The organism is Rhodococcus sp. LB1 (assembly GCF_001583455.1).
Taxonomy (GTDB): domain Bacteria; phylum Actinomycetota; class Actinomycetes; order Mycobacteriales; family Mycobacteriaceae; genus Rhodococcus_F; species Rhodococcus_F opacus.
In genome coordinates, this window is sequence record NZ_LTCZ01000396.1 from 72,542 (window position 1) to 99,377 (window position 26,836).

General features: G+C 69.5%; 1 protein-coding gene (only partly in view). It reads left to right on the forward strand.

Features of this window, described 5'->3' with window-relative positions:
• Positions 1–26,836 carry the 5' portion of a non-ribosomal peptide synthase/polyketide synthase gene (locus AZG88_RS38105; protein ID WP_061700639.1) on the forward strand. The gene runs 6,890 nt beyond the window's last position, so 26,836 of the gene's 33,726 nt are visible here — the first part of the coding sequence; it begins with the start codon at positions 1–3; its stop codon lies off the right edge, out of view.

The following is a 26,836-nucleotide window of genomic DNA, read 5'->3' on the forward strand; positions in this document are numbered from 1 at the left end:
ATGGGCGACGTTCCCCTCACCATCGCCCAGTACATCGAGCTTCGCGGTGACATCGACCTCGACCTGCTGACCGAGGCCACGGTCCGTACCGGCCGGGAGTTCGGCTCCGGCTTCCTCCGCCTCGTCGAGATCGAGGGGATGCCCTACCAGTACGTCGACAAGTCCCTCGACGACGCCATCACCTACGTCGACCTCCGCGCCGAGGACGATTCCGTCGACGCCGCCGAGAAGTGGATGCGGGCCAACTACAGCGCCCCCGTCGACCTCCTCGAGGACCGCCTCGTCGTGGTCTACCTGCTCCACGTCGGGGAGAATCACTACTTCTGGTTCTGCCGCATCCATCACATCGCGCTCGACGGTTTCGGCGCGATGGCGCTGATCGCACGCATCGCCGAGATCTACACCGCGCTGGTCGAAGGCACCGAGCCGCCGGCCTGCCGCGCCGAGGACCTGGTCCGGATCGTCGAGGACGAGCAGCGGTACCGCAACTCCGAGCGGTTCGCGAAGGATCGCGAATACTGGGCCGAACGCACCGCGCACCTGCCCGAGGCCCCGAGCCTCGCCGGTCGTGCGGCCATGGTGGGCAAGTTCGCGCGGCTCTCCTCCGAGGCGCTGCCCGAGTCCACCGCCACCCTTCTCGACGAGGCTCTCGGCGGCAGCAACGCCAGTTCCGCACCCATCGTGGTGGCCGCATTCGCCGCGTACCTGGCCCACATGACCGACCGGACGGACGTCGTCCTCAGCCTCCCGGTCTCGGCGCGCACCACCGCCACGTTGCGCCGCTCCGGCGGGATGGTGTCGAACATCGTTCCGCTCCGACTCCAGATCACCCCGGAGATGACCGTCCCCGAGCTGGTCAAGAGCGTCCAGATCGAGCTCACCGGCGCCCTGCGCCGCCAGCGGTACCGGCACGAGGACATCCGCCGGGACGCCGGAGCGCCCCAGGGGCAGCGTGGCTTCTTCGGTCCCTCGATCAACATCATGATGTTCCACAGCGAGATCAAGCTGGGGACGGTCACCGGACACCAGAACGTCCTCACCACCGGACCGGTCGAAGATCTTTCGCTGAACATCTACCAGGGTGTGGCGGGCAGCAAGATCCACATCGACTTCGAGGCCAACCCCAACCTGTACTCGGCGGACGAGCTGGACCGTCACCACAGCCGCTTCTTCGACTTCTTCGAGCGCTTCCTCGGCGCCGGCGACGATGCTTCGGTGTCGGACCTGGCCGCGATGAGCGACGAGGAACGCGGACAGGTCGTGACCGGGTGGAACGGCGACGCCGTGTCGCCGCCGGCGGGAACCGTCGTCGACCTGTTCGACGCCCAGGTCGGGCGCACCCCCGACGCGACGGCACTCGTCTTCGACGGCGAGGAGCTCACGTACGCCGAGTTCGACGCGCGGGTGAACCGTCTCGCCCGGACGCTGATCGGCAGGGGAGTGGGTCCGGAGACGAAGGTCGCGCTCGCGATCCGCCGCTCGCTCGACTCCATGGTCGCGATGTACGCCGTCGTCAAGGCGGGCGGCGCGTACGTGCCGCTCGACCCCGACCACCCCGCCGAGCGCACGGCGTACGTGCTCGAAAGCGCCCGCCCGCTGTGCATCCTCACGGTCGCGCGGGACGGCCTCGCCTTCCCCGCCGGTCAGGATGTCGTGGAGATCGACGCCCTGGATCTGAGCGGCGTCCCGGCGGACCCGATCCGCGACGACGAACGGACCGCCGACCTGCGGCCGGCCAACCCGGCCTACGTCATCTACACGTCCGGGTCCACCGGACGTCCGAAGGGTGTGGCGGTGAGCCACGCTTCGGTCCTGAACCAGGTCACGTGGATCGCGTCGCGCTACGGGCTCGATGCGGACGATGTGGTGCTGCAGAAGACCCCGACGACGTTCGACGTGTCGGTGTGGGAATTGTTCGCCGCACTCGCCTCCGGGTCGCGTCTGGTGATCGCCGCGCCCGAGGGGCATCGCGATCCCGCCTATCTCGCCGACGTGATCGCGCGCGAGAACGTCACCGCGACGTCGTTCGTCCCGTCGATGCTGTCGGTGTTCGTCGCCGAGGCGGACCGCGAACAACTCGTCAGCCTGCGCGTCGTTCTCGTTGCGGGAGAGGCATTTCCGCCTGCCGTCGCCGCAGCGTTCCGCGAGAAGTCCGACGCCGGGTTGCATAACCTGTACGGCCCCACCGAGTTCACCGTGCACGCCACCGCAGGCGAGGTGGATCGGGAGACCCTCCACACGATTCCCATCGGCACCCCGGTGTGGAACACCGAGGCGTACGTGCTCGACGGCCACCTCCGGCCCGCTCCCATCGGATCCGCGGGAGAGCTCTATCTCGCGGGCGCCCAGGTCGCGCGCGGCTACGAGGGCCGGCCGGAGCTCACGGCAGAACGCTTCGTGGCCAATCCCTTCGGCGCCGCGGCAACTCGTCTGTACCGCACCGGCGACCTCGTCAAGTGGCGCGTCGACGGCAGCATCGAGTACCTCGGTCGCACCGACTTCCAGGTGAAGGTGCGCGGCCTGCGCATCGAACTGGGCGAGATCGAGGCCGCGATGTCCTCGTATCCCCATGTGGCGCAGTCGGTTGCGGTCGTCCACGACAGTTCCCTGGGACAGCGGCTCGTCGGTTACGTCGTCCCCGAACCCGATTCGGCGCTGGACGTCGAGGATCTGACCGTCCACGTCGGCCGTGCGGTGCCCTCGTACATGGTTCCCGACGCCGTCGTGGTGATCGCCGAGATGCCGGTCGGCGCGAGCGGCAAGCTCGACCGGAAGGCCTTGCCCGAACCCACGTTCGCGGCGGAGGCCAGTGAGTACGTGGCCCCTCGCAGCACCATGGAGGAGTCGATCGCAGGACTGTTCGCCGAGGTTCTCGGTCTGCCGCGGATCAGTGTCGGCGACTCGTTCTTCGCGCTCGGTGGGGACAGCATCGTCTCGATCCAGCTGGTGTCCCGCGCGAAGGAAGCCGGTGTCCTGTTCACGGCCCGCGACGTCTTCGAGCGCAAGACCGTGGCCTCGCTCGCCGAGGTCGCGAAGTCGGCATCCGAATCGGCGACCGTGCACGTCCTCGAGGAACTGCCGGGCGCCGGTATCGGCACGATGCCGCTGACACCGGTCGTGCACTGGATGACGGAGCTGGGCGGCGACTTCCACCGCTTCTCCCAGTCCATCCTCCTGGCCCTGCCGCCGAAGGTGGAGCGCGACCGCCTGGTGCGCACGCTGGCGGCCGTCGTCGATCGCCACGACGCTCTGCGTTCGTCGCTGCGCCGCACCGACTCTCCGGCCGGATGGTCGCTGGAGGTCGCACCGATCGGCTCCGTCGACGTCGACCGGCTCGTGGATCGAGTCGAGTTCAGCGAGGGACCCGGCACCGACTCGTTCGAGGCGCTGGCCGCGCACGCCCTCGAGCGCACGGTGGACACGTTGGACCCGGCGACCGGCAGCGTGGTGCGTTTCGTCTGGTTCGCGCCCGCTGAGGACTCCGGAGATATCGCACCGCGGGACGGCGAGGACGGCGACAGCGGGGAGGGTGAGAGCGCCCCGCAGTCGGGACGACTGCTCGTCGTGATCCACCACCTCGCCGTGGACGGGGTGTCCTGGCGAGTGCTGGTGCCCGACTTCGCGTCCGCGTGGGCGCAGATCGCCGCCGGGGCGGACCCACTGCTCCCGGCGGTCGGCACCTCGGTCCGCCGCTGGGCGCACGGCCTCGCCGACAACGCCCGGAGCGCCCGCCGCGTGGCCGAACTCGATTACTGGCGCACCACCCTCGACGGTGCGGACCCGCTGATCGGTTCGCGGGCCCTCGACGGCCGCGACACGGTCTCGACCACCGGCCGGGTCCGCCTCGAGGTCTCGGCCGACGTCACCGACGGTCTGCTGACCGACGTGCCGCGCGCCTTCCACGGCGGCGTCAACGACGGTCTCCTCACCGCACTCGCCCTGGCCGTCGCTGCATGGCGCGCGGAACGCGGCGTCACCGAGACCTCGACCCTCGTGCACCTCGAAGGTCACGGCCGCGAGGAGACGGTGCTGCCCGGCGCCGATCTCTCCCGCACGGTCGGCTGGTTCACCAGCATGTTCCCGGTCCGGTTGTCGGCGCCCGGCGTCGACGTGCGCGATGCCATCGCCGGCGGTGCGGCCGCAGGTCACGCCGTCAAATCGGTGAAGGAACAACTCGCACGGGTACCCGAGCACGGCATCGGTTACGGAATGCTGCGATTCCTCAACGCCGAGACCCGCGCGGTTCTCGCGGCGTTGCCGAGCCCGCAGATCAGTTTCAACTACCTCGGCCGCGTGTCGGTGGGCGAGATCCCCGACGGGTTCCGGGCGGCGGGCTGGGTGCCGGACACCGACACGATGGAGCTGACCGGTACCCGCAACAGCGAGATGCCGGTGCACTTCGCCCTCGACATCAACGCGATGATCGTGGATGTCGAAGGAGAACAGCGACTTTCGGCCACCGTCGACTTCCCCCAGGGTGTTCTCACCGAGTCCGAGGTCGGCGAGCTCACCGGCCTGTGGACGCGCGCGCTCGAAGGGCTCGTCGAGCACACGAGGCGGCCCGGAGCCGGTGGCCGGACGCCGTCGGACCTCGACCTCGTTTCGCTGAGTCAGAGCCGGATCGACACCCTCGAGAGCGACTATCCCGCGCTCGCCGACGTCTGGTCGCTGGCCCCGCTGCAGGTGGGCTTGCTGTTCCACGCGTCGCTGGCCGGTACCGCCACCGACGTGTACACCACCCAGCTCGTCATGGACCTGGGCGGATCCGTCGACACCGACCGTCTCCGCCGTGCCGCGGAGTCGCTCGTCGCGAGGCACCCCAACCTGCGCACCGCGTTCGTCGCGGGCGACGACGGCACCGGCATGCAGGTAGTCGTCGACCGAGTCGACGTGCCGTGGACGCACGTCGACCTCTCGGCCGCGTCCGACGCCGACCGTGAGGCGGAACTCGATGCGCTGATGCTCGCGAACCGAACCGATCGGTTCGACATGACCGCACCGCCTCTCGTGCGATTTCTGCTGGTCGAGACGGGCGAGGACCGCTACCGGTTCGCCGTCACCAACCACCACATCCTCCTCGACGGCTGGTCGCTGCCGATCCTCATCCAGGATCTGCTGACCCTGTACGCGGTGGACGGCGACGCGCTGGCACTGCCGCAGCCCCGTCCGTACCGCAGCTACCTCGAGTGGCTGTCCGCGCAGGACCCGCAGGTGCCCGTGGCCGCATGGACGAAGGCCCTGCACGGTGTCGAGGAGCCCACCCTCCTCGCACCCGCGCACGCGGAGACCGCCCCGACGCTCACGCCCGGTGAGCTCGTGATCGATCTGCCGGACGACCTGCTCGCCGACATGACCGCGCGCTCGCGCGAACTCGGCGTCACCATGAACACTCTCGTGCAGGCCGCGTGGGGAATCGTGCTGGGCAGGCTGACCGGGCGGGACGACGTGGTGTTCGGCACCACCGTCTCGGGCCGTCCGCCGCAGGTGCCCGGCATCGAGTCCATGCTCGGGCTCTTCATCAACACTCTGCCGGTGCGGGTCCGCGTCCGGGCCGGCGACGCCGTCCGCACCCTGCTCGACCGCATCCAGCACGAGCAGACCGAGCTGCTCGATCACCATCACGTCGGGCTCACCGACATCCAGCAGGGACTCGGCCTCGGCGCGCTGTTCGACACCCTGATGGTCTACGAGTCCTACCCGCTCGATCGTGAGGCGCTCACGAAGAACAGCGACATCGAGGGTCTCCGAGTTCTCGACGTGACGTCCAACGACGCCACGCACTACCCGCTGGCGATCGTCGCGATGACCGACCCGCGGCTGCACCTGACAGCCAAGTTCCTTCCCGAGATCTTCGACGCCGCCGAGGTCGAGGAGATCATGGAGCGGGTCGTCCGCGTGCTCGGTGCGCTGTCCGGGGATGTCGACACGGTCGTCGCGGACATCGACATCCTCGCTCCCGGCGAGCGCGCGTCCCTGCTGGCGGCGCACGGCACCGACGCCGCCGCACCGCTGTCGCTGCCGGAGATCCTCGCCGCGACTGCGGCGGAGAACGGCGAGCGCACGGCTCTCGTCGCGGACGGCGAATCGCTCACCTACGCGGAACTCGACGCGCGCTCGAGTCGACTGGCCCGGGTTCTCGTCGATCGCGGTGTGGGGCCGGAAACGTCTGTGGCGCTCGGGATGACGCGCTCGATGCACTCGGTGATCGGAACGTGGGCAGTGGCCAAGGCCGGCGGCACCTTCGTGCCCGTCGACCCCCGCTACCCGTCCGAGCGCATCGCACACATGGTCGCCGACTCCGGCGCGATCCTCGGCCTGACCGTGGCCGCTCAGCGGGACACCCTTCCCTCGGGCGTCGAATGGCTCGCCCTGGACTCGTCCGAGTGCGACGCGCTGTGCGCCCCGAAGTCGGCGGAGCCGGTGACGGATTCCGAGCGGACCGCGCCGGTACGGCTCGACCACCCGGCGTACATGATCTACACGTCCGGTACCACCGGTCTGCCCAAGGGTGTCGTCGTCACTCACACCGGGCTGGCCAACTTCTCCGCCGAGCAGCGCACCCATTACGGGGTGAGCCCGTCGGCACGGACCCTGCACTTCGCGTCCCCGAGCTTCGACGCGTCCGTCCTCGAGCTGCTGCTCGCCTTCGGTTGCGGCGCAACGATGGTCGTTGCCCCCGCCGACCTGTACGGCGGTGAGGAACTCCGAAACTTCCTCGCGGACAACGAAATCACCCACGCCTTCGTCACACCCGCCGCACTCGCATCGGTGGAGCCGGCCGGACTCGACCGGCTCGAGGTCGTCGTGGTCGGCGGCGAGGCGTGCCCGCCGGAACTGGTGGAACGCTGGGCGCCGGGGCGCCGGATGTTCAACGGCTACGGACCCACCGAGGCCACCGTCATGAGCAACGTCAGCAACCTGCTGGTGCCCGGGAGCCGGATCGAGATCGGCGGTCCCGTCTGCGGTGTCACCGTCTACGTTCTCGACGAACTGCTGCGCCCGGTGCCCGTCGGCGTGGCGGGGGAGTTGTATGTCGCAGGCCCCGGTCTCGCCCGTGGATACCACGACCGTCTCGGCCTCACCGCCGAACGTTTCGTCGCGAACCCGTTCGGCGAGAACGGCAGCCGGATGTACCGCACGGGCGACATCGTCCGGTTCGTCGTCGACCACGGGCACCGCGCCGGTTACGGCGTGGAGTACGTGGGCCGCAGCGACTTCCAGGTGAAGGTCCGTGGTTTCCGGATCGAACTCGGCGAGATCGACGCGGCGCTGGTCAAGCACCCGGATCTCGAATTCGCGGCCACCCTCGGCACGTCGATGCCGTCGGGTTCGACCGCCCTCGTCTCGTATGTGCTGCCGACCGCGGGCGCCGCGGTGGACGTGACCGAGGTGACGCATTTCGTCGGCGACATACTTCCGGCGCACATGGTGCCGAGCGCGGTCGTCGTCCTCGACGAGATCCCGCTCACGACCGCAGGCAAACTCGACCGGAGGGCTCTGCCCGAGCCCGACTTCGACGCCCTGCAGGGCGAGATGATCGAGCCGCGCACGCCCACCGAGGAACTGGTCGCCGGTGTGCTCGCCGACGTGCTCGGGCTCGCGAAGATCAGTGTCGCCGAGTCGTTCTTCGACCTCGGCGGCAACTCGCTCGTGGCGACGAAGGCGGTCGCCCGGCTCAACGCTGCCGCGGGCACCCGTCTGGGTGTGCGCGAGTTGTTCGAGGCGCCGACCGTGGAACGGCTCGCGGTCAAGGTGGCCGAGCAGGCCGGCACCGGCTCCGACCGGCCGGTCCTCGTCGCGGGACCGCGCCCCGAGCGTGTTCCGCTGTCGATGGCTCAGCAGAGCATGTGGCTGATGAACCGGTTCGACACGGCGTCCTCGGCGTACAACATCCCGCTCGCCGTGCGTCTGTCCGGTTCGCTCGATTTCGACGCGATGTCGTCGGCCGTGTCGGATGTGCTCGCGCGGCACGAGTCTCTGCGGACCGTCTTCCCCGACTCCGGCGACGGCCCGTACCAGCAGGTCGTCGACACCGAGCAGATTCCCGTCGACCTGACGCCCGTCCCGGTGACCGAGGCCGAACTCCACACGGCCCTCACCGAATTCGCCACCGAGGGATTCGACGTCACGGTCGCGCCCCCGCTGCGTATCCGGTTGTTCGCCACGAGCGAGAGCGAGTTCCTGCTCGTCCTCGTCGTGCACCACATCTGCGCCGACGGTGCGTCGATGTCGCCGCTCGCGCGCGACGTCATGGTCGCGTACAGCGCGCGCACCGCCGGTGCCGCTCCGCTGTGGCAGCCGCTGCCGGTGCAGTACCCGGACTTCGCGCTGTGGCAGCGCGAAGTCCTCGGCGACCCAGCCGACACCCAGTCGCTCGCGGGCAAGCAGATCGCTCACTGGGCCGACACCCTCGCCGGGGCACCCGAGCTGATCGACCTTCCGCTGGACCACGCACGCCCGGCCAGGCAGTCGATGCGGGGCGATTCGATCGACTTCGCGATCACCCCCGAGTTGCGGCGCGGTCTCGAGGCGGTCGGCAAGGAACACGGTGCTTCGCTGTTCATGGTGACGCACGCGGCGTTGACGACGCTGCTGTCGCGGCTGAGCAACAGCGACGACATCACCGTCGGCACCCCGCTCGCCGCACGCAGCGATCAGGCGCTCGACGACCTGGTGGGCATGTTCGTCAACACCCTGGTCCTGCGCACCCAGGTGCGGCCGGGGGATTCGTTCGCCGGTCTCGTCGAACGGGTCCGCGAAGGCGACCTGGCCGCGTTCGGCAATTCCGACGTGCCGTTCGAGAAGATCGTGGAGGCACTGCGGATCCGGCGCTCGGCGGCGTACTCGCCGCTGTTCCAGGTGATGCTGTCGTTCCAGAACAACCGGATGGACGCGCTCGAACTGCCCGGGCTGACCGTGAGCGTCATCGAGGACATGGCGCAGGGCGCCAAGTACGACCTCACGTTGACGATCACCGAGAAGGCCGACGAGTCGGGTGAACCGGCGGGCCTCGGCGGCCGGTTCACGTTCGCCACCGACCTGTTCGAGCGGAGCACCGCGGAACGGATCTCCGAACGGTTCGTCCGGATCCTCGAGGCCGTCGTCACCGATCCCGGTGTCGCTGTGGGCGACATCGACATTCTCACCCGACACGAGAGAGCAAAGTTGAGCCAAGCGCGACCTGCCCGCACGATGACAGTTCGCGAGCTGCCGCAGCTTCTGGCTGCTGCGGTCGAGGTCGCTCCCGACGCCGTCGCGGTCGCCCACGACGGCATGCAGGTGACGTACCGCGAGTTCGACGAGCGGCTGCGCTTGATGTCCGCGCCGCTGTCGGAGCGGGGGATGGGTCCGGACGCGATCGTCTCCGTGGTGCTGTCCGGTCTGGTTCCCACGATCATGATGGCCCCGCCGTCCGAGGACGGGCAGGACGGCTTCGGCACGATCCTCGACCAGGTCATCGCAGACGCGCACACCCTGGTCGGCGACATCGAGATCGCCGCGCCCGCACCGGAAATCGTTGCGACGCCGGAGCTGGAGGTCGCCGAAACGTCGGGATGGCCGCTCGAACTCTTCGTCACGCGCTGGCAGGAGTGGGTCGAGCGCGACCCGCAGGCCCGCGCCGTCGTGGCGGGAGGTGTCGAGACCACCCGCGGTGAACTGAACCGCCGGGCCAACCAACTCGCACGCGAACTGCTGTCCCGTGGTGTCCGTCCGGACGACGTCGTCGCACTCCTCACCCCCCGTTCGGTCGAATGGGTGATCGGGATGCTCGCCACCTGGAAGGTCGGCGCGGCGTACTCCCCGTTCGACCAGAAGTGGGGAATCGAGCGGATCACGGGCCTCGTCGAAGACAGCGGCACGCGAACCGTGGTGGCCACCCGGTCCTGGAGCGGGCTCACCGAGGCACCCACCGGGAACGCGGCCCTCGACGACCCGATCGTGCTCGACGACCCCGAGACGGCGCGCCACCTCGAATCGCTCGACGACACCGACTTCCCGCACGACCCGTGGTCGGACGAGCACGCAGGCACGCGCCTCGGGCACGTCATCTCGACATCGGGCTCGACCGGCCGGCCCAAGCCCACGATGGTGCCGATGCTGGGCCTGTCCAACAACTATCAGTCGTACCAGTGCGACCTCCGGGTGAAGGACGGCACCGGACTGCTGATCGCGAACTCCCCGCTGTTCGACCAGACCCAGAAGAACATCTGGGTGGGTCTCGCGTACGGCGGTGTGCTCCACCTCGCCGACGACGGCTTCGACCCGGGACCGATTCTCCGCATGATCGGCACGGACGAAGTCCAGATCACGAACCTCGCACCCAGTGCGTTCGAAGTCCTCACCGAACTGGACACCGAGGGCGTCCTGCCCAATCTGAAGGTCGTCCTCCTCGGCGGCGAGATGCTGCGGCCGGCAGCCTGCACGGCGCTGATCGGCACGGACTCGCGCCTGCTCAACAACTACGGCCCGACCGAGGCATCGGTCACCTGTTCCTCGTACGAACTGGACCTGTCCACCGAGGATGCCGAGTCGTGGCCGGTCCCGTTCGGCGCCGCGTTCCGCGGTGTCCGGTACCACGTGCTCGACGGCCGGATGCGCCCCGTGCCGCCGGGAGTGACCGGTGACCTCTACATCGGCGGCCAGGTCCTGGCCCGCGGGTACGGCAACATGTTCGGCACCACCGCGTCACGATTCGTGGCGAATCCGTTCGAGGGGCCCGGCGCCCGCATGTACCGGACCGGTGACCTCGTCCGCGAGCGTGCCGACGGCGGGCTCGTGTTCGTGGGACGCAGCGACTTCCAGGTGAAGATCCGCGGTCTCCGGATCGAACTCGGCGAGATCGAATCCGCACTCAACGCGACCGACGCGGTGCAGAAGTCGGTGGTGGTCGTCCACGACAGCGAGCAGGGTCCCCGGCTCGTCGCGTACGTCACCGCGACCGCAGGCGCCGAACTCGACGTCGATGCGACGCTCGACGGACTGCGGCACGTCCTTCCGTCGCACATGATCCCGGACACGGTGATGGTGCTCGACGAGATGCCGCTCAACGCGAATCTCAAAGTCGACCGCAAAGCCCTCCCGCAGCCGGTCTTCGCGACGAGCACGGTCGAATTCGTCGCACCGCGCACCCCGCTCGAGGAGGTCGTCGCCGGCATCTTCGGTGACGTGATCTCCGCGACGCGGGTGAGTGTCGACGAGTCGTTCTTCGACCTGGGCGGCAACTCGCTCAGCGCCACCCGCGTCGCTGCCCGCGTCACGTCCGCGACCGGCACCGAGGTCGGGATCCGTGATCTGTTCGACGCTCCGACCGTCGCCACCCTCGCGAAGCTCGTCGAGGACCGGGCCCATCACGGCTCCACCCGGCCCGCACTGGTCGCGGGCGAGCGTCCCCGGGAGTTGCCGCTGTCGCTCGCGCAGCAGCGGATGTGGTTCCTCAACCGTTTCGATCCGTCGTCGCCGGCGTACAACGTTCCGCTCACCGTGCGACTGCGCGGCGAGTTGGACGTCGCCGCCCTGGCTGCGGCGCTCTCCGACGTCGTCGCGCGGCACGAGGTGCTGCGGACCGTGTTCCCGGACTCCGATTCCGGCGCGCACCAGGTGATCCTGCCCGCCGCCGGCATCGACCTCGGTCTCGAGCCGGTCGACGTCCGCGAGGAGGACCTGCGGAACCGGATGTTCGAATTCGGTTCCACCGGCTTCGACGTCACCGACACGATCCCGGTTCGGGCCCGCCTGTTCCGGCTCGGCGCGACCGACCACGTCCTGGTGCTGGTCATGCACCACATCGCGTCCGACGGCGCGTCCACGCTGCCGCTGGCCCGCGACGTCATGACGGCCTACGCGGCCCATCTGGACGGGACGCAGCCCGCGTGGCCGGCGCTGCCCGTCCAGTACGCGGACTACGCGCTGTGGCAGCGGGACGTGCTCGGCTCCGAGGACGACCCCGATTCCCTGGCCGCGGCGCAGATCGACTTCTGGTCGAAGACCCTCGCGGGTGTGCCCGACGTCCTGGCCCTCCCCACCGACCGGCCCCGCCCGACGGTGCGGTCGATGGCAGGTGCTTCCGTCGGCTTCTCCGTCGACGAGGACATCCACCGTCGTCTCGGTGAGGTCGCGCGCGCACACAACGTGTCGCTGTTCATGGTGCTGCACGCGTCGCTGTCCGTGCTTCTGGCCCGGCTCAGTTCGAGCACCGACATCGCCATCGGAACCGCTGTGGCGGGTCGCGGTGACCAGGCGCTCGAGAACCTCGTCGGCATGTTCGTCAACACACTGGTGCTGCGGACCGAGGTCGAGCCCGGCACGTCCTTCGCCGAACTGCTCGAGCAGGTCCGCACCCAGGACCTCGCCGCGTTCAGTAATCAGGACGTCCCCTTCGAGCAGTTGGTGGACGCCCTGAAGCCGACCCGGTCGACGGCGTACTCGCCGCTGTTCCAGGTCGTGCTGACCCATCAGGTCAACGGCATCCCGTCCCTCGAGTTCGCCGGACTCGAGGCGACACCCGGTGCCGTGGACGTCGAGTTCAGCAAGTTCGACCTCACCGTCGACCTGCGCGAACTGTGGTCGGACGAGGGCGCGCCCACCGGGATCACCGGCGTCCTCGGGTTCGCCACCGAGATCTTCGACGCGGAGACCGTGCAGGGCTTCGCAAACCGTTTCGTGCGGATCCTCGCCGCCGTCGCAGGCGGCGGAACGGACGTCGCGGTAGGGGACATCCCCATCCTCGACGCCGAGGAGACCCAGGAACTGACACCGGTCCGCGGTATCGAGGGCACCCCGCCCACGACTCTCGTCGAACTGCTGTCCGCGGCCGTCGCCGCGAATCCCGACGGTGACGCGGTCGTCTCGGGCGGCGAGAGCATCACCTACCGCGAGCTGGACGAGCGCTCGAACCGTCTGGCGCGCATCCTGATCGAGCGCGGAGTCGGCGCGGAGACGTTCGTCGGGCTCGGCATCACCCGCTCGATCGCGTCGATCGTCGGCATCTGGGCCGTCGCCAAGAGCGGCGGCGCCTACGTGCCGATCGACCCCCGGTACCCGGACGAGCGCATCACTCACATGGTCACCGATTCCGGTGTGTCGCTCGGGCTTTCCGTGAGCTCCGAGGTCGGCCGGCTTCCGGCGGACGTCGACTGGCTGGTCCTCGACAGCGACGACTTCGAGAACGCCGCCGCGCGGTACTCCACGGCCCCCGTCACGGAGGCGGAGCGTCGCACGGCGGTGACACCGGCCAACAGCGCCTACGTGATCTACACGTCCGGCACCACCGGGCAGCCCAAGGGCGTCGTCGTGACCCACCGGGGTCTTGCCAACTTCGCGGCCGAACAGCGTGAGCGATACCAGGTGACGACGGACTCCCGGACGCTGCACTTCGCGTCGCCGAGTTTCGACGCGTCCGTCCTCGAGCTGCTGCTCGCGGTCGGCGCCGGCGCCACCATGGTGATCGCTCCCACCGACGTGTACGGCGGACCCGAGTTCGCGCAGTTCCTTCGTGAGCACCGCGTCACGCACGGCTTCGTCACGCCTTCGGCGCTGGCGTCCGTGGATCCGTCCGGGCTCGACGACTTCCAGTTCGTCGTCGCCGGCGGCGAGGCCGTCCCGGCGGAACTCGCGGCCCGCTGGGCACCCGGGCGTTCGCTGTTCAACGGATACGGTCCCACCGAGACTACGATCATGACCAACATCAGCGACCCGATGGCCGCCGACGGCCCGGTCACGATCGGTGGTCCGATCCGCGGCACCAGCGCGCTGGTCCTCGACGATCGGCTCCGCCCCGTTCCGGTCGGTATCGCAGGTGACCTCTATCTGTCGGGTCTCGGACTCGCCCGTGGCTACCACCGGCGCCCGCCGCTGACCGCGGGACGCTTCGTCGCGAACCCGTACGGTGAGCCGGGCGACCGGATGTACCGCACCGGCGACGTCGTGCGCTGGACGAAGGACGCGGACGGCGCGCTGACCGTCGACTACGTCGGCCGCTCGGACCAGCAGGTGAAGGTCCGCGGATTCCGCATCGAACTCGGCGAGATCGACGCGGTGCTCGCCAAGCACCCCGCCGTCGACTTCGCCACGACGTCCGTGCTGCCCGGACCGTCCGGGGATTCGGTCCTCGTGTCGTACGTGCTCCCGGTGCCGGGCGCCGAGGTGGACGTCACCGGGATGCTGGACTTCGTGGGCGAGTTCGTGCCCACGCACATGGTGCCGTCGACGATCGTGACCCTCGACGCCATCCCGCTCACCCCGGTGGGCAAGCTCGACCGCCGCGCCCTGCCCGAGCCCGAGTTCCTGGCGGAGGACCGTGAGTTCCGTGCCGCGGGAACCGCTCTCGAACAGCGGGTCGCCGCGGTGTTCGCGGAGGTGCTCGGTGTCGACGTGGTCGGTGCCGACGACTCCTTCTTCACGCTCGGCGGAAACTCGCTCGCCGCCACCCGCGTGATGGCGCGGATCAACGAGGCCGTCGGCGTCGACGCTCCGGTGCGGGAGATTTTCGAGGCTCCCACGGTGGCGCAGCTGGCCCGCAGGCTGGAAGAGCTCGGTGTGGACGGCGGCGCGCGTCCGCCCGTCACCGCCGGACCGCGTCCGGACCGGCTGCCGCTGTCGCTGGCACAGCAGCGGATGTGGTACGCCAACAGGTTCGATCCCGAATCGGCCGAGTACAACATCCCGTTGGCGCTGCGGCTCACCGGCGCACTGGACGTCGACGCGCTGCGCTCGGCGATCGCGGACGTCGTTGCCCGGCACGAATCGCTGCGCACGGTGTACCCGGATTCCGTCGACGGCCCCTACCAGGTCGTCCTGTCCGCTTCCGACACGAAGTCCGAGCTCGACGTCGTCCGCGTGGCCGACGAGCAGGAATTGCGGGAACGGGTCGTCGCGCTGGCGTCGGCAGGCTTCGACGTCACCGCCGACGTGCCGGTTCGCGCCGCCCTGTTCGAGCTCGGGGAACGCGACCACGTCCTCGTGGTCGTGGTCCACCACATCTCGGCGGACGGTTCGTCGATGGCCCCGCTCGCGCGGGACCTGTTCGGCGCCTATGGCGCTCGCGTGCAGGGGGAGGAGCCCAGCTTCTCACCGCTGCCCGTGCAGTACCCGGACTTCGCCCTGTGGCAGCGGAATCTCCTCGGCTCCGAGGACGACTCGGAGTCGCTCGCGGGCAAGCAGATCGCGTACTGGACGCACGCGCTCGGCGATGCACCGGAGGTCCTCGACCTCCCGGCCGACCGGCCGCGCCCGGCCGTCCGCAACCCGCAGGGTGGCCTGATCGAGTTCGAGATCGGGCAGGACGTGCACCGGTCGCTGAACGAACTCGCACAGACCCACCAGGCGTCGCTGTTCATGGTGGTGCACACCGCACTCGCCGTGCTCCTGGGACGACTGAGCAACACCAGCGACATCTCCGTCAGCACCCCCGTCGCGGGCCGCGGTGACCGCGCGCTCGACGACCTCGTCGGGATGTTCGTCAACACGCTCGTGCTGCGCACCGATGTCGACCCGAACGCCCGCTTCAGCACGCTGCTCACGCAGGCACGCGAGGTCGATCTGAATGCATTCGGCAACGCGGATGTGCCGTTCGAGCAGATCGTCGAGGTGCTCCGTCCGTCGCGCACCGCCGCGTACGCGCCGCTCGCGCAGGTGATGCTGAGCTTCCAGAACCTCGAACGGCCGAAGCTCGAGCTCGCCGGGCTGACCGTCGAGGTCCTCGAGAGCGGACTTACCACGAGCAAGACCGATCTCGGTGTCGCAGTCGAGGAACGGTTCGACGAGGGCTCCGTCGCGACCGGCATGCGGGGCTGGTTCTCCTACGCCACCGATCTCTTCGACGAGTCGACGGTCCGCGGTTTCGCCGATCGCTTCGTTCGCGTGCTCGAGGCCGTCACGGCCGACGCGGACGCCGTCGTCGGTGACATCGACATCCTGACCGAGGACGAGAAGGCCGGTATGGCCGTGCCGGACGAGGGGGCGCAGTCCCTGATGTCGCACTCGATCTCGGAGGAGCTGGCGGCCACCAAGTCGCTGCCCGAACTCCTCGACGGTGCGGCGTCGATCAACCCGGACGGAATCGCGCTGTCGCACAACGGCACCGATGTCACGTATGTACAGTTGCGGGACAAGTCCGCGGAACTCGCGCGCACGCTCGCCGGTGTGGGTGTGGGCCCGGAGGCCGCGGTCACGGTGGCCCTGTCCACTCTCCTGCCCGGACTGCTCGACGGGTCGTCGGGCGAGGGCTTCGCCGACACGTTCGCGGGTGTCCTCGCCGGCGTGATCGCCGACGCGACGTCGGCGACCTCCGCGACTGCGGCGGAGGAGCGCACCCTCGTCGACCTGTTCGACGAGCAGGTGGCGCGGACGCCGGACGCGGTTGCCCTGGTGTTCGGCGACGACGCGCTGACGTATGCCGAGTTCGACGCCAGGACCAACCGCCTGGCACGGGAACTGCTCACACGGGGTGTCGGCCCGGAGTCCCGGGTCGCGGTCGCGCTGCGCCGCTCCCTCGAGATGATGATCGCGATCTACGCGATCGAGAAGACGGGCGCCGCCTACGTGCCGCTCGACCCGGATCATCCGGCGGCGCGCACCGCGTACGTGATCGACAGCGCCTCCCCGGTCTGCGTGCTGACCTCGTCGGCCGATCGGGATGCAGAGAAGGACGCGCCGCGGATCGAGGTGGACACCGTCGACCTCTCCGGTCACCCCGACGGTCCGATCACCGATGACGAGCGCGGGGCACCGGTCCGTCCGGATTCGACCGCCTACGTGATCTACACGTCCGGATCGACCGGTAAGCCGAAGGGCGTCGCCGTCAGTCACCGGGCCATCGTCAACCGGTTGCTGTGGATGCAGGACACCTACCCGATGGATTCCACGGACGTCGTCCTGCAGAAGACTCCGGTCACGTTCGACGTGTCGGTGTGGGAACTGTTCTGGCCGCTCGAGGTCGGAGCCAAGCTCGTCGTCGCGATCCCGGACGGGCACCGCGACCCGGTGTACCTCTCCGAGGTCATCGCCGGGCACAGCGTGACCACGATGCACTTCGTGCCGTCCATGCTGGCGGTCTTCACCGCAGGTGCGGACGCCGCGCTGTGCGGTTCGCTGCGTCAGGTGTTCTGCAGTGGTGAAGCCCTTCCGCCTGCCTCCGCGGCCGCGTTCCGGGACTTCTCCTCCGCAGCGCTCCACAACCTGTACGGCCCGACGGAGGCCGCGGTCGACGTCACCTACTGGGAGTGCACCGAAGCGGACCGCACGACGGTGCCGATCGGCGCGCCCGTGTGGAACACGCAGCTGTACGTCCTCGATTCCCGGCTGCGTCCCGTCCCCGCGGGCGTGCACGGCGAGCTGTACCTCGCCGGCATCCAGCTGGCCCGCGGCTATGTCGGCCGCAGCGACCTGACGTCGGACCGGTTCGTGGCGAACCCGTTCGGCACGGCCGGGCAGCGGATGTATCGCACCGGCGACATCGTCCGCAAGCGCGCCGACGGCATCGTCGAGTACATCGGGCGCCGCGACTTCCAGGTCAAGCTCCGCGGACAGCGGCTCGAGCTCGGCGAGGTCGAGTCCGCGCTTCTCGCGCACCCGTCGGTGGCGCAGGCCGTGGTCGTCGTGCACCGCAGCGAGACCACCGGCGAGAACCTGGTGGGCTACGTGATCCCGGTGGCCGATGCGGCGATCGACACCGCGTCGGTGCTGGACGCGGCAGCGGAGACGCTGCCCGCGTACATGGTGCCCGCCCGGATCCTCGTCCTGGACAGTTTCCCGCTCGGCGCCACCGGCAAGTTGGACCGGGGTGCACTTCCCGAACCGGACTTCGTCACGTCCGAGGCCGAATACGTCGCACCCCGCACCCCGGTCGAGGAGATCGTCGCCGGGGTATTCGGCGAGGTGCTCGGCGTCGAACGCGTCGGTGCCGCCGACTCGTTCTTCGACCTCGGCGGAAACTCCATCAGCGCAACGAGGCTCACCGCCAGGCTGACCGCCGCGCTCGGCGCGCAGCTGTCGGTCCGGGAGTGCTTCGAGCACCCGACCGTCGCAGAACTCGCGGCGTTGCTCGAGGCGACCGCGGGAACCGCCGAACACCGTCCCGCACTCGTCGCCCGTCCCCGCCCCGACCGTATCCCGCTGTCGCTGGCGCAGCAGCGGATGTGGTTCGTCAACCAGTTCGACCCGTCCTCCCCGGCGTACAACCTGCCGCTGGCAGTGCGGTTGACCGGCTCGATCGATACGGCGGCGCTGAATTCGGCGTGGGCGGACGTGGTGCAGCGGCACGAGTCGCTGCGGACGGTCTTCCCGGTCGGCGACGAGGACGCGCACCAGGTCGTGCTGCCCGCAGCCGACGTGGTGTCCGACCTGACCCCGACCCCGGTCGCGGACGAGCAGGACCTGTACGCACGGATGCGTGAACTCGGCGCCACCGGATTCGACGTCACCGAGACGGTCCCGGTGCGGGTCGCCTGCTTCGAGGTGAACCCCACCGACCACATCCTGATGATGGTCGTGCACCACATCTCGGCCGACGGTGCGTCGCTGGCGCCCCTGTTCGCCGACATCATGACCGCCTACGCGGCGCGTGCGGCCGGCACTGCTCCCAGCTGGGAACCGCTGCCCGTCCAGTACGCCGATTACGCGCTGTGGCAGCGTGAGTCGCTCGGTGACGAGTCCGACCCGGAATCGCTGGTCGCCCGCCAGCTCGGCTACTGGCAGCAGTCGCTCGGCGGGCTCCCCGAGGTGCTCGAGTTGCCGACCGACCGGCCCCGGCCGCCCGTGCAGTCGCTGCGCGGTGCGTCGGCACGGTTCACGATCGACGCGCAGACCCACCGCGGGCTGCTCGCGCTCGCCAGGGAAACGAACTCGACCCTGTTCATGGTCGTGCACGCCGCGCTCGCCGTCCTGCTCGAGCGGTTGTCGTCGCAGACGGACGTCGCGATCGGCACGCCGGTCGCCGGCCGCGGCGAGCAGGAACTGGACAGGCTCGTCGGCATGTTCGTCAACACCCTCGTGCTCCGAGCGTCGGTGCGTCCCGACGACACCTTCGCGGACCTGCTGGCACAGGTGCGCGCCACCGATCTGAATGCGTTCAGCCACAGCGACGTTCCGTTCGAGCGTCTCGTCGAGGTACTCGACGTCCCGCGGTCGACGGCGCATCAGCCGCTGTTCCAGGTGGCGCTGTCGTTCGACAACAACGAATCGGTCCGGATGGAGTTCCCGGGTCTCGAGATCTCCGCGCTCGACGCCCCGCTCGAGGTCGCCAAGTTCGACCTCCAGCTCAGCGTCGGCGAGCGCTACGCCGACGGGGCCGCCGCGGGCATCGCCGCGACGTTCAACTACTCGACCGACATCTTCGACGAGCAGACCGTTCTGGCCTTCGCGGACCGGTTCGGCCGGATCCTCCGTGCCGTGTCGGCCGACCGCGACGTGGTCCTCGGCGACATCGAGATCCTCGACGCCGCGGAGAAGGCCGCGATCGCCCCGGTCCGCGGGCCGCAGTCGATCGAGCCGCGCACACTGCCCGAACTGCTGCGTTCGGGTGTCGAGATCTCGCCGGAGTCGGTCGCGGTGTCCTTCGAGGGACGCGAGGTCACGTACCGGGAACTCGACGAGCGGTCGAATCAGCTGGCGCGTGTCCTGATCGATCGGGGTGTGGGGCCGGAGAACTATGTTGCACTGGCGATCACGCGTTCGGTCGAATCCATCCTCGGGATCTGGTCGATTGCCAAGGCCGGCGGCGCCTACCTGCCCCTCGACCCGAAGCTTCCGTTCGAGCGGGTCGGCGAGATGCTGTCCGATTCGGCGGCGGTCCTCGGACTGACGGTCGCCCGCCATCACGACGACCTTCCCGGCACGGTGCCGTGGATCGTCCTCGACGAGACGGCGGCGGCCGAGGAGATCGGTGCCCGCAGTGCGGGCGCGGTCGAGGACGCCGATCTGCGTCGCGCGCTGACGGTCGATCACCCGGCATATCTCATCTACACCTCGGGTTCGACGGGTAAGCCGAAGGGCGTGGTGGTCACCCACCGCGGTCTGGCGAACCTCACCCGCGAGGTGCGCGAGCACTACGTCGTGTCGCCGAACTCCCGATTCCTGCACGTGGCGTCGCCGAGCTTCGACACATCGGTCGGGGAGATGCTGGCCGCATTCAGTGCGGGCGCCACCCTGGTGATCTCGCCCGCGGACCTCTACGGCGGCGACGAACTCGCCGACCTGATCCGCCGCGAACGGGTCAACAACGTGGTGATGACACCGACCGCGCTGATGACCGTCGACCCCGACGGGCTCGACTCCGTCACGTCCGTCGTGGTCGGTGGCGACACCTGCACACCGGAACTCGTGGCACGGTGGGCTCCCGGCCGCGAGATGCGCAACGCCTACGGTCCCACCGAGACCACGGTCATCGTCACCATCACCGAACCGATGGTGGCGGGTGCGCGCGTGACGATCGGTTCGCCGCTGCGTGGCGTCGAATCCCTCATCCTCGATTCGCGGTTGCGTCCGGTGCCGGAGGGAGTGCCCGGGGAGCTCTACATCTGCGGCCCGTCGGTGACCCGCGGCTACCACAACCGTCCGTCGGTCACGGCGGAGCGGTTCGTGGCCAACCCGTTCGGCGAACCCGGCGCGCGCATGTACCGCACCGGCGACGTCGTGCGCTGGGCGGACGGACATCGGGTGGAGTACGTCGGCCGGTCCGACTTCCAGGTGAAGGTCCGCGGGTTCCGCGTCGAACTCGGTGAGATCGACGCCGCACTCGCCGCGCAGTCGAACGTCGAGTTCGCGGTGACCGTGGGTCGCGAGAACCCGGCCGGGCTGACGACCCTCGTGTCGTACGTCCTGCCCGCCGACGGCGCGACGGTCGATCCGGAATCGCTGAAGTCGGTTGTCGGCGAGACGCTTCCGCCGTACATGGTGCCGTCCGTCGTGATCCTCCTCGACGAGATCCCGCTGACAGGCATCGGCAAGCTGGATCGCGCGCGGCTGCCCGAGCCCGAGTTCGTCACCGCGGGGGCGGAGTTCCGTGCCCCGACGACGCCGGCGGAAGAGACGATCGCAGGCATCTTCGCCGACGTGCTCGGACTCGAGCAGGTCAGCGTGGACGACAGCTTCTTCGACCTCGGCGGAAACTCGCTGAGCGCCACCCGTGTCGTGTCGCGGGCCGGACAGGTCTTCGGTCGTCGCATCGGAGTGCGGGAACTGTTCGAGGCGCCGACGGTCGCGGGCCTCGCCGCCCGCATCGGCACCCCCGACGAGAACATCCGACCGCGACCCGTCCTCGCGGCGCGGGAGAGGTCTGCCTTCGTCCCGTTGTCGCTGGCACAGTCCCGGATGTGGTTCATCAACCGCTTCGACCCGGACTCGCCCGCCTACAACATCCCGCTCGCGGTCCGGTTGACCGGTGCGCTCGACGTGGACGCGCTGCAGTCCGCCGTGTTCGACGTGCTCGACCGGCACGAGTCGTTGCGCACGATCTACCCGGACTCGCCGGAGGGCCCGCACCAGGTGATCCTCCCCTCCGACCAGGTCCGGCTGGACCTGACGCCCGCCGCGGTGTCGGACGACGAACTGCGCGAGCAGTTGGTGGAGATGGTCACCGCCGGATTCGACGTCACCGCCGACGTCCCGCCGATCCGGACGCGACTGTTCGAGGTCGGCCCGCAGGACTACGTGCTGGCACTCGTCGTGCACCACGTGTCCACCGACGGCGAGTCCACGGCGCCGTTCGTGCGCGACGTCATGGTGGCGTACGCGTCGCGGGCGGCCGGCGGGGAACCCGGCTTCGCGCCGCTCCCGGTGCAGTACGCGGACTACGCGATCTGGCAGCGTGAACTCCTCGGCAGCGAGGACGACCCGGACAGCCTGATCGCCGCCCAGCTGGCCTTCTGGAAGAAGACGCTGGCCGGCGTGCCCGACCTTCTCGAGCTGCCGGTGGACCGGCCGCGACCGCCCGTGCAGTCCCTGCGCGGGTCGCGGATCGACTTCACCATCGACGCCGAGGTGCACCGCGGTCTGGCCGCACTGGCCCGCAGGCACAACGCCAGCGTGTTCATGGCCGTGCACGCCGCGTTCGCGGTGCTGCTCAGCCGTCTGTCCGGCACCGAGGACATCTCGGTGGGCACCCCGATCGCAGGCCGCGGTGAGCGCGAACTCGACGACGTCGTCGGCATGTTCGTCAACACCCTCGCACTGCGTGTACAGGTCGACGGGCAGCAGACGTTCGACGAGATCCTCGACCGCGCCCGGGAGGCAGACCTCGAGGCGTTCTCGCACGCCGACGTCCCGTTCGAGCGCCTCGTCGAGGTCCTGAACCCGGCACGATCGATGGCCCACCACCCGATCTTCCAGGTGGGCTACTCGTTCCAGAACACGACGAAGGCCGAGCTGGAACTGCCCGACCTCACCGTCACACCGCTCGAGGTCGAGGGCGACACCGCGCAGTTCGACCTGCATCTGATCCTGGGGGACAGCCCCGAGGGGGAGCAGATGTCGGGCGTGTTCACGTTCGCCACCGACCTGTTCGACGCCGCCACCGTCAAGCGTTTCGCGGACATGTTCCGCCGCGTCCTGGCCGCCGCGGTGGATTCGCCGCGGACCGCGGTCGGCGACCTGCCGCTCACAGGCGGCGACGAGCGCGCGCTCGTGGTGTCCGGATGGAACGACACCGAGCGGGCGCTGCCGGAGACGACGCTCGCGGACATGTTCGCGTCCGCCGCCGCGGAGAACCCGGACGTCACCGCTCTCGTGTTCGAGGGCGAGTCTCTGACGTACGCCGATTTCTCGGCGAGGGTCAACCGGTTGGCCCGCCACCTCGTCGGCCGTGGGGTCGGCCCGGAAACGGTGGTCGGCCTGGCGATTCCGCGTTCGGTGGAACTGCTGGTCGGCATGTACGCGATCGCCGCGGCCGGCGGCGCGTACCTGCCGATCGACCCGGACCATCCGGCCGAGCGCACCGCGTACGTGCTGGAGAGTGCGCAACCCGTCTGCGTCCTGGCGACCCGCGCCGTCGTCGGGGGACTGCCGGGCGGGGTCGACTACCTCCTCCTCGACGAACTGGATCTGGGCGGAATCGACCCGGCTCCGCTGACCGACTCGGAGCGGATCGCACCGCTGCGGCCGGAGAACGCCGCGTACGTCATCTACACGTCCGGCTCGACCGGTCGCCCGAAGGGTGTGGCGATCGCGCACCGTGCGATCGCGAACCAGTTGCGGTGGAAGCAGTCGGAATACCCGCTCACCGTCGAGGATTCGGTGCTGCTCAAGACGGCGGCGACATTCGACCTGTCGGTGTGGGAGTTCTGGTGGGCGCTGACCGCGGGCGCACGTCTGGTCGTCGCCACACCGGACGGCCACCGCGACCCGTCATACCTGGCCGCACTCGTTGCGGAGCAGCAGGTCTCGACCGTGCACTTCGTGCCTTCGCTGCTGTCGGCGTTCGTCGCGGTGGCGGAGCCTGCCCAGCTGGTGTCGTTGACACGCGTGCTCTGCATCGGTGAGGCACTGCCCGCCGACACGATGCTCCGGTTCCGCGACGTCTCCGACGCGGAGATCTTCAATCTGTACGGCCCCACCGAGGCCGCCGTCAGCGTCACCCACTACCGGTGCGGCGACGAGCGCGACGGTTCGGTCCCGATCGGCAGGCCCGAATGGAACACGCAGACCTACGTTCTCGATTCGCGTCTGCACCCCGTTCCCGCCGGCGTCACAGGTGAGCTCTATCTCGCGGGCGAGCAGTTGGCGCGCGGCTACTTCGCCCGCCACGACCTCACCGCGGAACGGTTCGTCGCCAACCCGTTCGGCGAGGCCGGACACCGGATGTACCGCACCGGTGACCTGGTGCGATGGAACCGCGACGGCAACCTCGACTACGTCGGCCGGAGCGACTTCCAGGTCAAGGTCCGCGGTTTCCGGATCGAGCTCGGCGAGATCGAGCGGGCGCTCGTGGCACACCCGTCGGTGGCGCAGGCCGTCGTCGTGGTCCACCACGACCGTCACACGGGGGACCGGCTCGTCGGCTACGTGGTGCCGGAGCAGGGCGACTCCGTCGACGACGCCGACATTCTCGCGTTCGCCGGCCGGTCGGTGCCGGGGTACATGGTGCCGTCCGCGCTGATCGCCCTCGATGCGCTGCCGCTGAACATCAACGGCAAGCTCGATCGCAAGGCGCTCCCCGAACCCGAGTTCGGTGGCTCCGTGGACCATTACAAGGCTCCGCGTACCCCGGTCGAGGAGATCGTCGCGGGAGTCTTCGCGGACGTGCTCGGTCACGAGCGGGTCAGCGTGGACACGAGCTTCTTCGACCTCGGCGGCAATTCACTGGTCGCGACGCGCGTGGTCGCCCGTATCAACGCCGCACTCGACACGTCGATCGGTGTGCGGGAACTGTTCGAGGCTCCGACGGTGATCGCGCTGTCGGCTCGCGCCGAGCAGTCCGATTCGGTGGGCGCGAACCGCCCGGCGCTGGTGCCGCAGCCGCGTCCGACCCGGATTCCGCTGTCCCCGGCGCAGTCCCGCATGTGGTTCATCAACCAGTTCGACACGGCGTCGGCGGCGTACAACATTCCGCTGGCGATCAAGCTGACGGGCCGCCTCGACGTCTCGGCGCTCGAACAGGCACTCGGCGACGTCGTCGAACGGCACGAGACGCTGCGGACGACGTACCCCGACACCGGAGACGGTCCGGGCCAGGTCGTGTTGTCGCGGGCCCGGAGTTTCACCTCACTGGACGTGGAGAACGTCGCCGACGAGAACGTCCTGCGTGAGCGCGTGATCTCGCTCGTCACCGCCGGTTTCGACGTCGCGAAGGCCGTCCCGGTCCGCGCGCGTCTCCTGCGGATCGACGCCGAGCAGCACGTGCTGGTCATCGTGGTCCACCACATCTCGTCCGACGGTGCCTCGACGGCACCGCTGGCGCGCGACGTGGTGATCGCCTACAGCGCCCGCGCCGCCGGTTCCGAACCTGCCTGGGCTCCGCTCGACGTCCAGTACGCGGACTTCTCGCTCTGGCAGCACGAGTTGCTTGGCGACGAGAACGCATCGGATTCGCTGGCCACCAAGCAGATCGACTACTGGCGGACCACGCTCAGCGGTCTGCCGGACGTGCTGCCGTTGCCGACGGACCGGCCGCGGCCGCCCGCGCAGTCGATGCGCGGCGCGAACTTCGACTTCGAGATCGACGCGGAACTGCGCGACCGGCTCGGGGCGCTGGCGCGCGAGCACAACGCGTCGCTGTTCATGGTCGCGCACGCGGCACTGTCGGTGCTGCTCGCTCGGCTGAGCGCCACGGACGACATCGCGGTGGGTACCGCCATCGAGGGCCGCGGTGAGGCCGCGCTCGACGACCTGGTCGGCATGTTCGTCAACACGCTCGTGTTGCGCGCGCAGGTCGACGTCGACGCGACGTTCTCCGACCTCCTCGCGCAGGTGCGTCAGCACGACCTCGGTGCGTTCACGCACACCGACGTGCCGTTCGAGCGGCTGGTCGAGATCCTCCAGCCGGAACGCTCGACGGCGTTCTCGCCGCTCTTCCAGGTGGCTCTGGCGTTCCAGAACATCGAGCAGGCGCACCTGGAGCTGCCCGGCCTGACGGTCGAGGGACTCGACGGTGGGATCAGCGCCGCGAAGTTCGATCTGCAGCTCACGCTCGCGGACGCAGCCGACGCGGACGGGGACGCGCCGATGCGGGGCGTCTTCACCTACGCGACGGATCTGTTCGACGAACGCACCATCGCGTCGTTCGCGTTCCGTTTCCAGCGCATCCTCGAGGCAATCACCGCCGACGCCTCCGTGCTGATCGGGGACATCGACGTCCTGAGCGAGAACGAGCACGAGGTGCTGGCACCCGTGCGCGGCGCCGACAGCGCCGCACCCGAGCTCCTGTCGAGCATCCTGGCCACCGCCGCGGCAGTCGACCCCGACGCCGTCGCCGTCGTGTGCGGCGACGAGCAGGTCACCTACCGTGAACTGGACGAGCGCTCGAACCGTCTCGCCCGCGTCCTGATCGGCAGAGGCATCGGGGCCGACGACTTCGTCGCGCTGGCGCTGACGCGTTCCGTCGAATCCATCCTCTCCATCTGGGCGGTCGCGAAGACCGGCGCCGCATTCGTGCCCGTCGATCCGAGCTACCCGTTCGACCGGATCCTGCACATGGTCACGGACTCTCGCGTGGAGGTCGGGCTCACCACCGGCGCCCACGTCGGCGAGCTGCCCGACACCGTGCGGTGGCTGGTGCTCGGTGAGGACGAGATGGACGGCGACTGCGCGTCCGTGTCGTCCGAGGCCGTCACCGACGCCGACCGCATCCGTCCGACCCGGGTCGACGACGCGGCGTACGTCATCTACACGTCGGGGTCGACGGGTCTGCCGAAGGGCGTCGTCGTCACCCACACCGGGCTGGCGAACGTCACGACCGAGCAGGTCGAGCGGCTCCGGCTCACCCCGCAGTCGCGGGTGCTGCACTTCGCCTCGCCGAGCTTCGACGCGTCCGTGTTCGAATTGCTGCACGCCGTGGCCGCCGCGTCGACGATGGTCATCGCGTCCGGCGTCGTGTACGGCGGCGACGAACTCGCCCGGCTGCTGAAGAAGCAGAAGGTCACGCACGCGTTCATCACGCCCGCGGCTCTCACCACGGTCGACCCGGCCGGGCTGGAAGGCATCGAGGTGCTGTCGGTGGCCGGCGAGGCCTGCCCGCCGGAACTCATGCAGAAGTGGGCACCGGGCCGGCGCATGTTCAACCTGTACGGCCCGTCCGAGGCGACGATCTGGAGCACGTCGAGCAACCCGATGAAGGCGGATCAGCCCGTCACCATCGGTGGTCCCACCCGGGGCGTCGACGTGGTCGTGCTCGACTCCCGGCTCACGC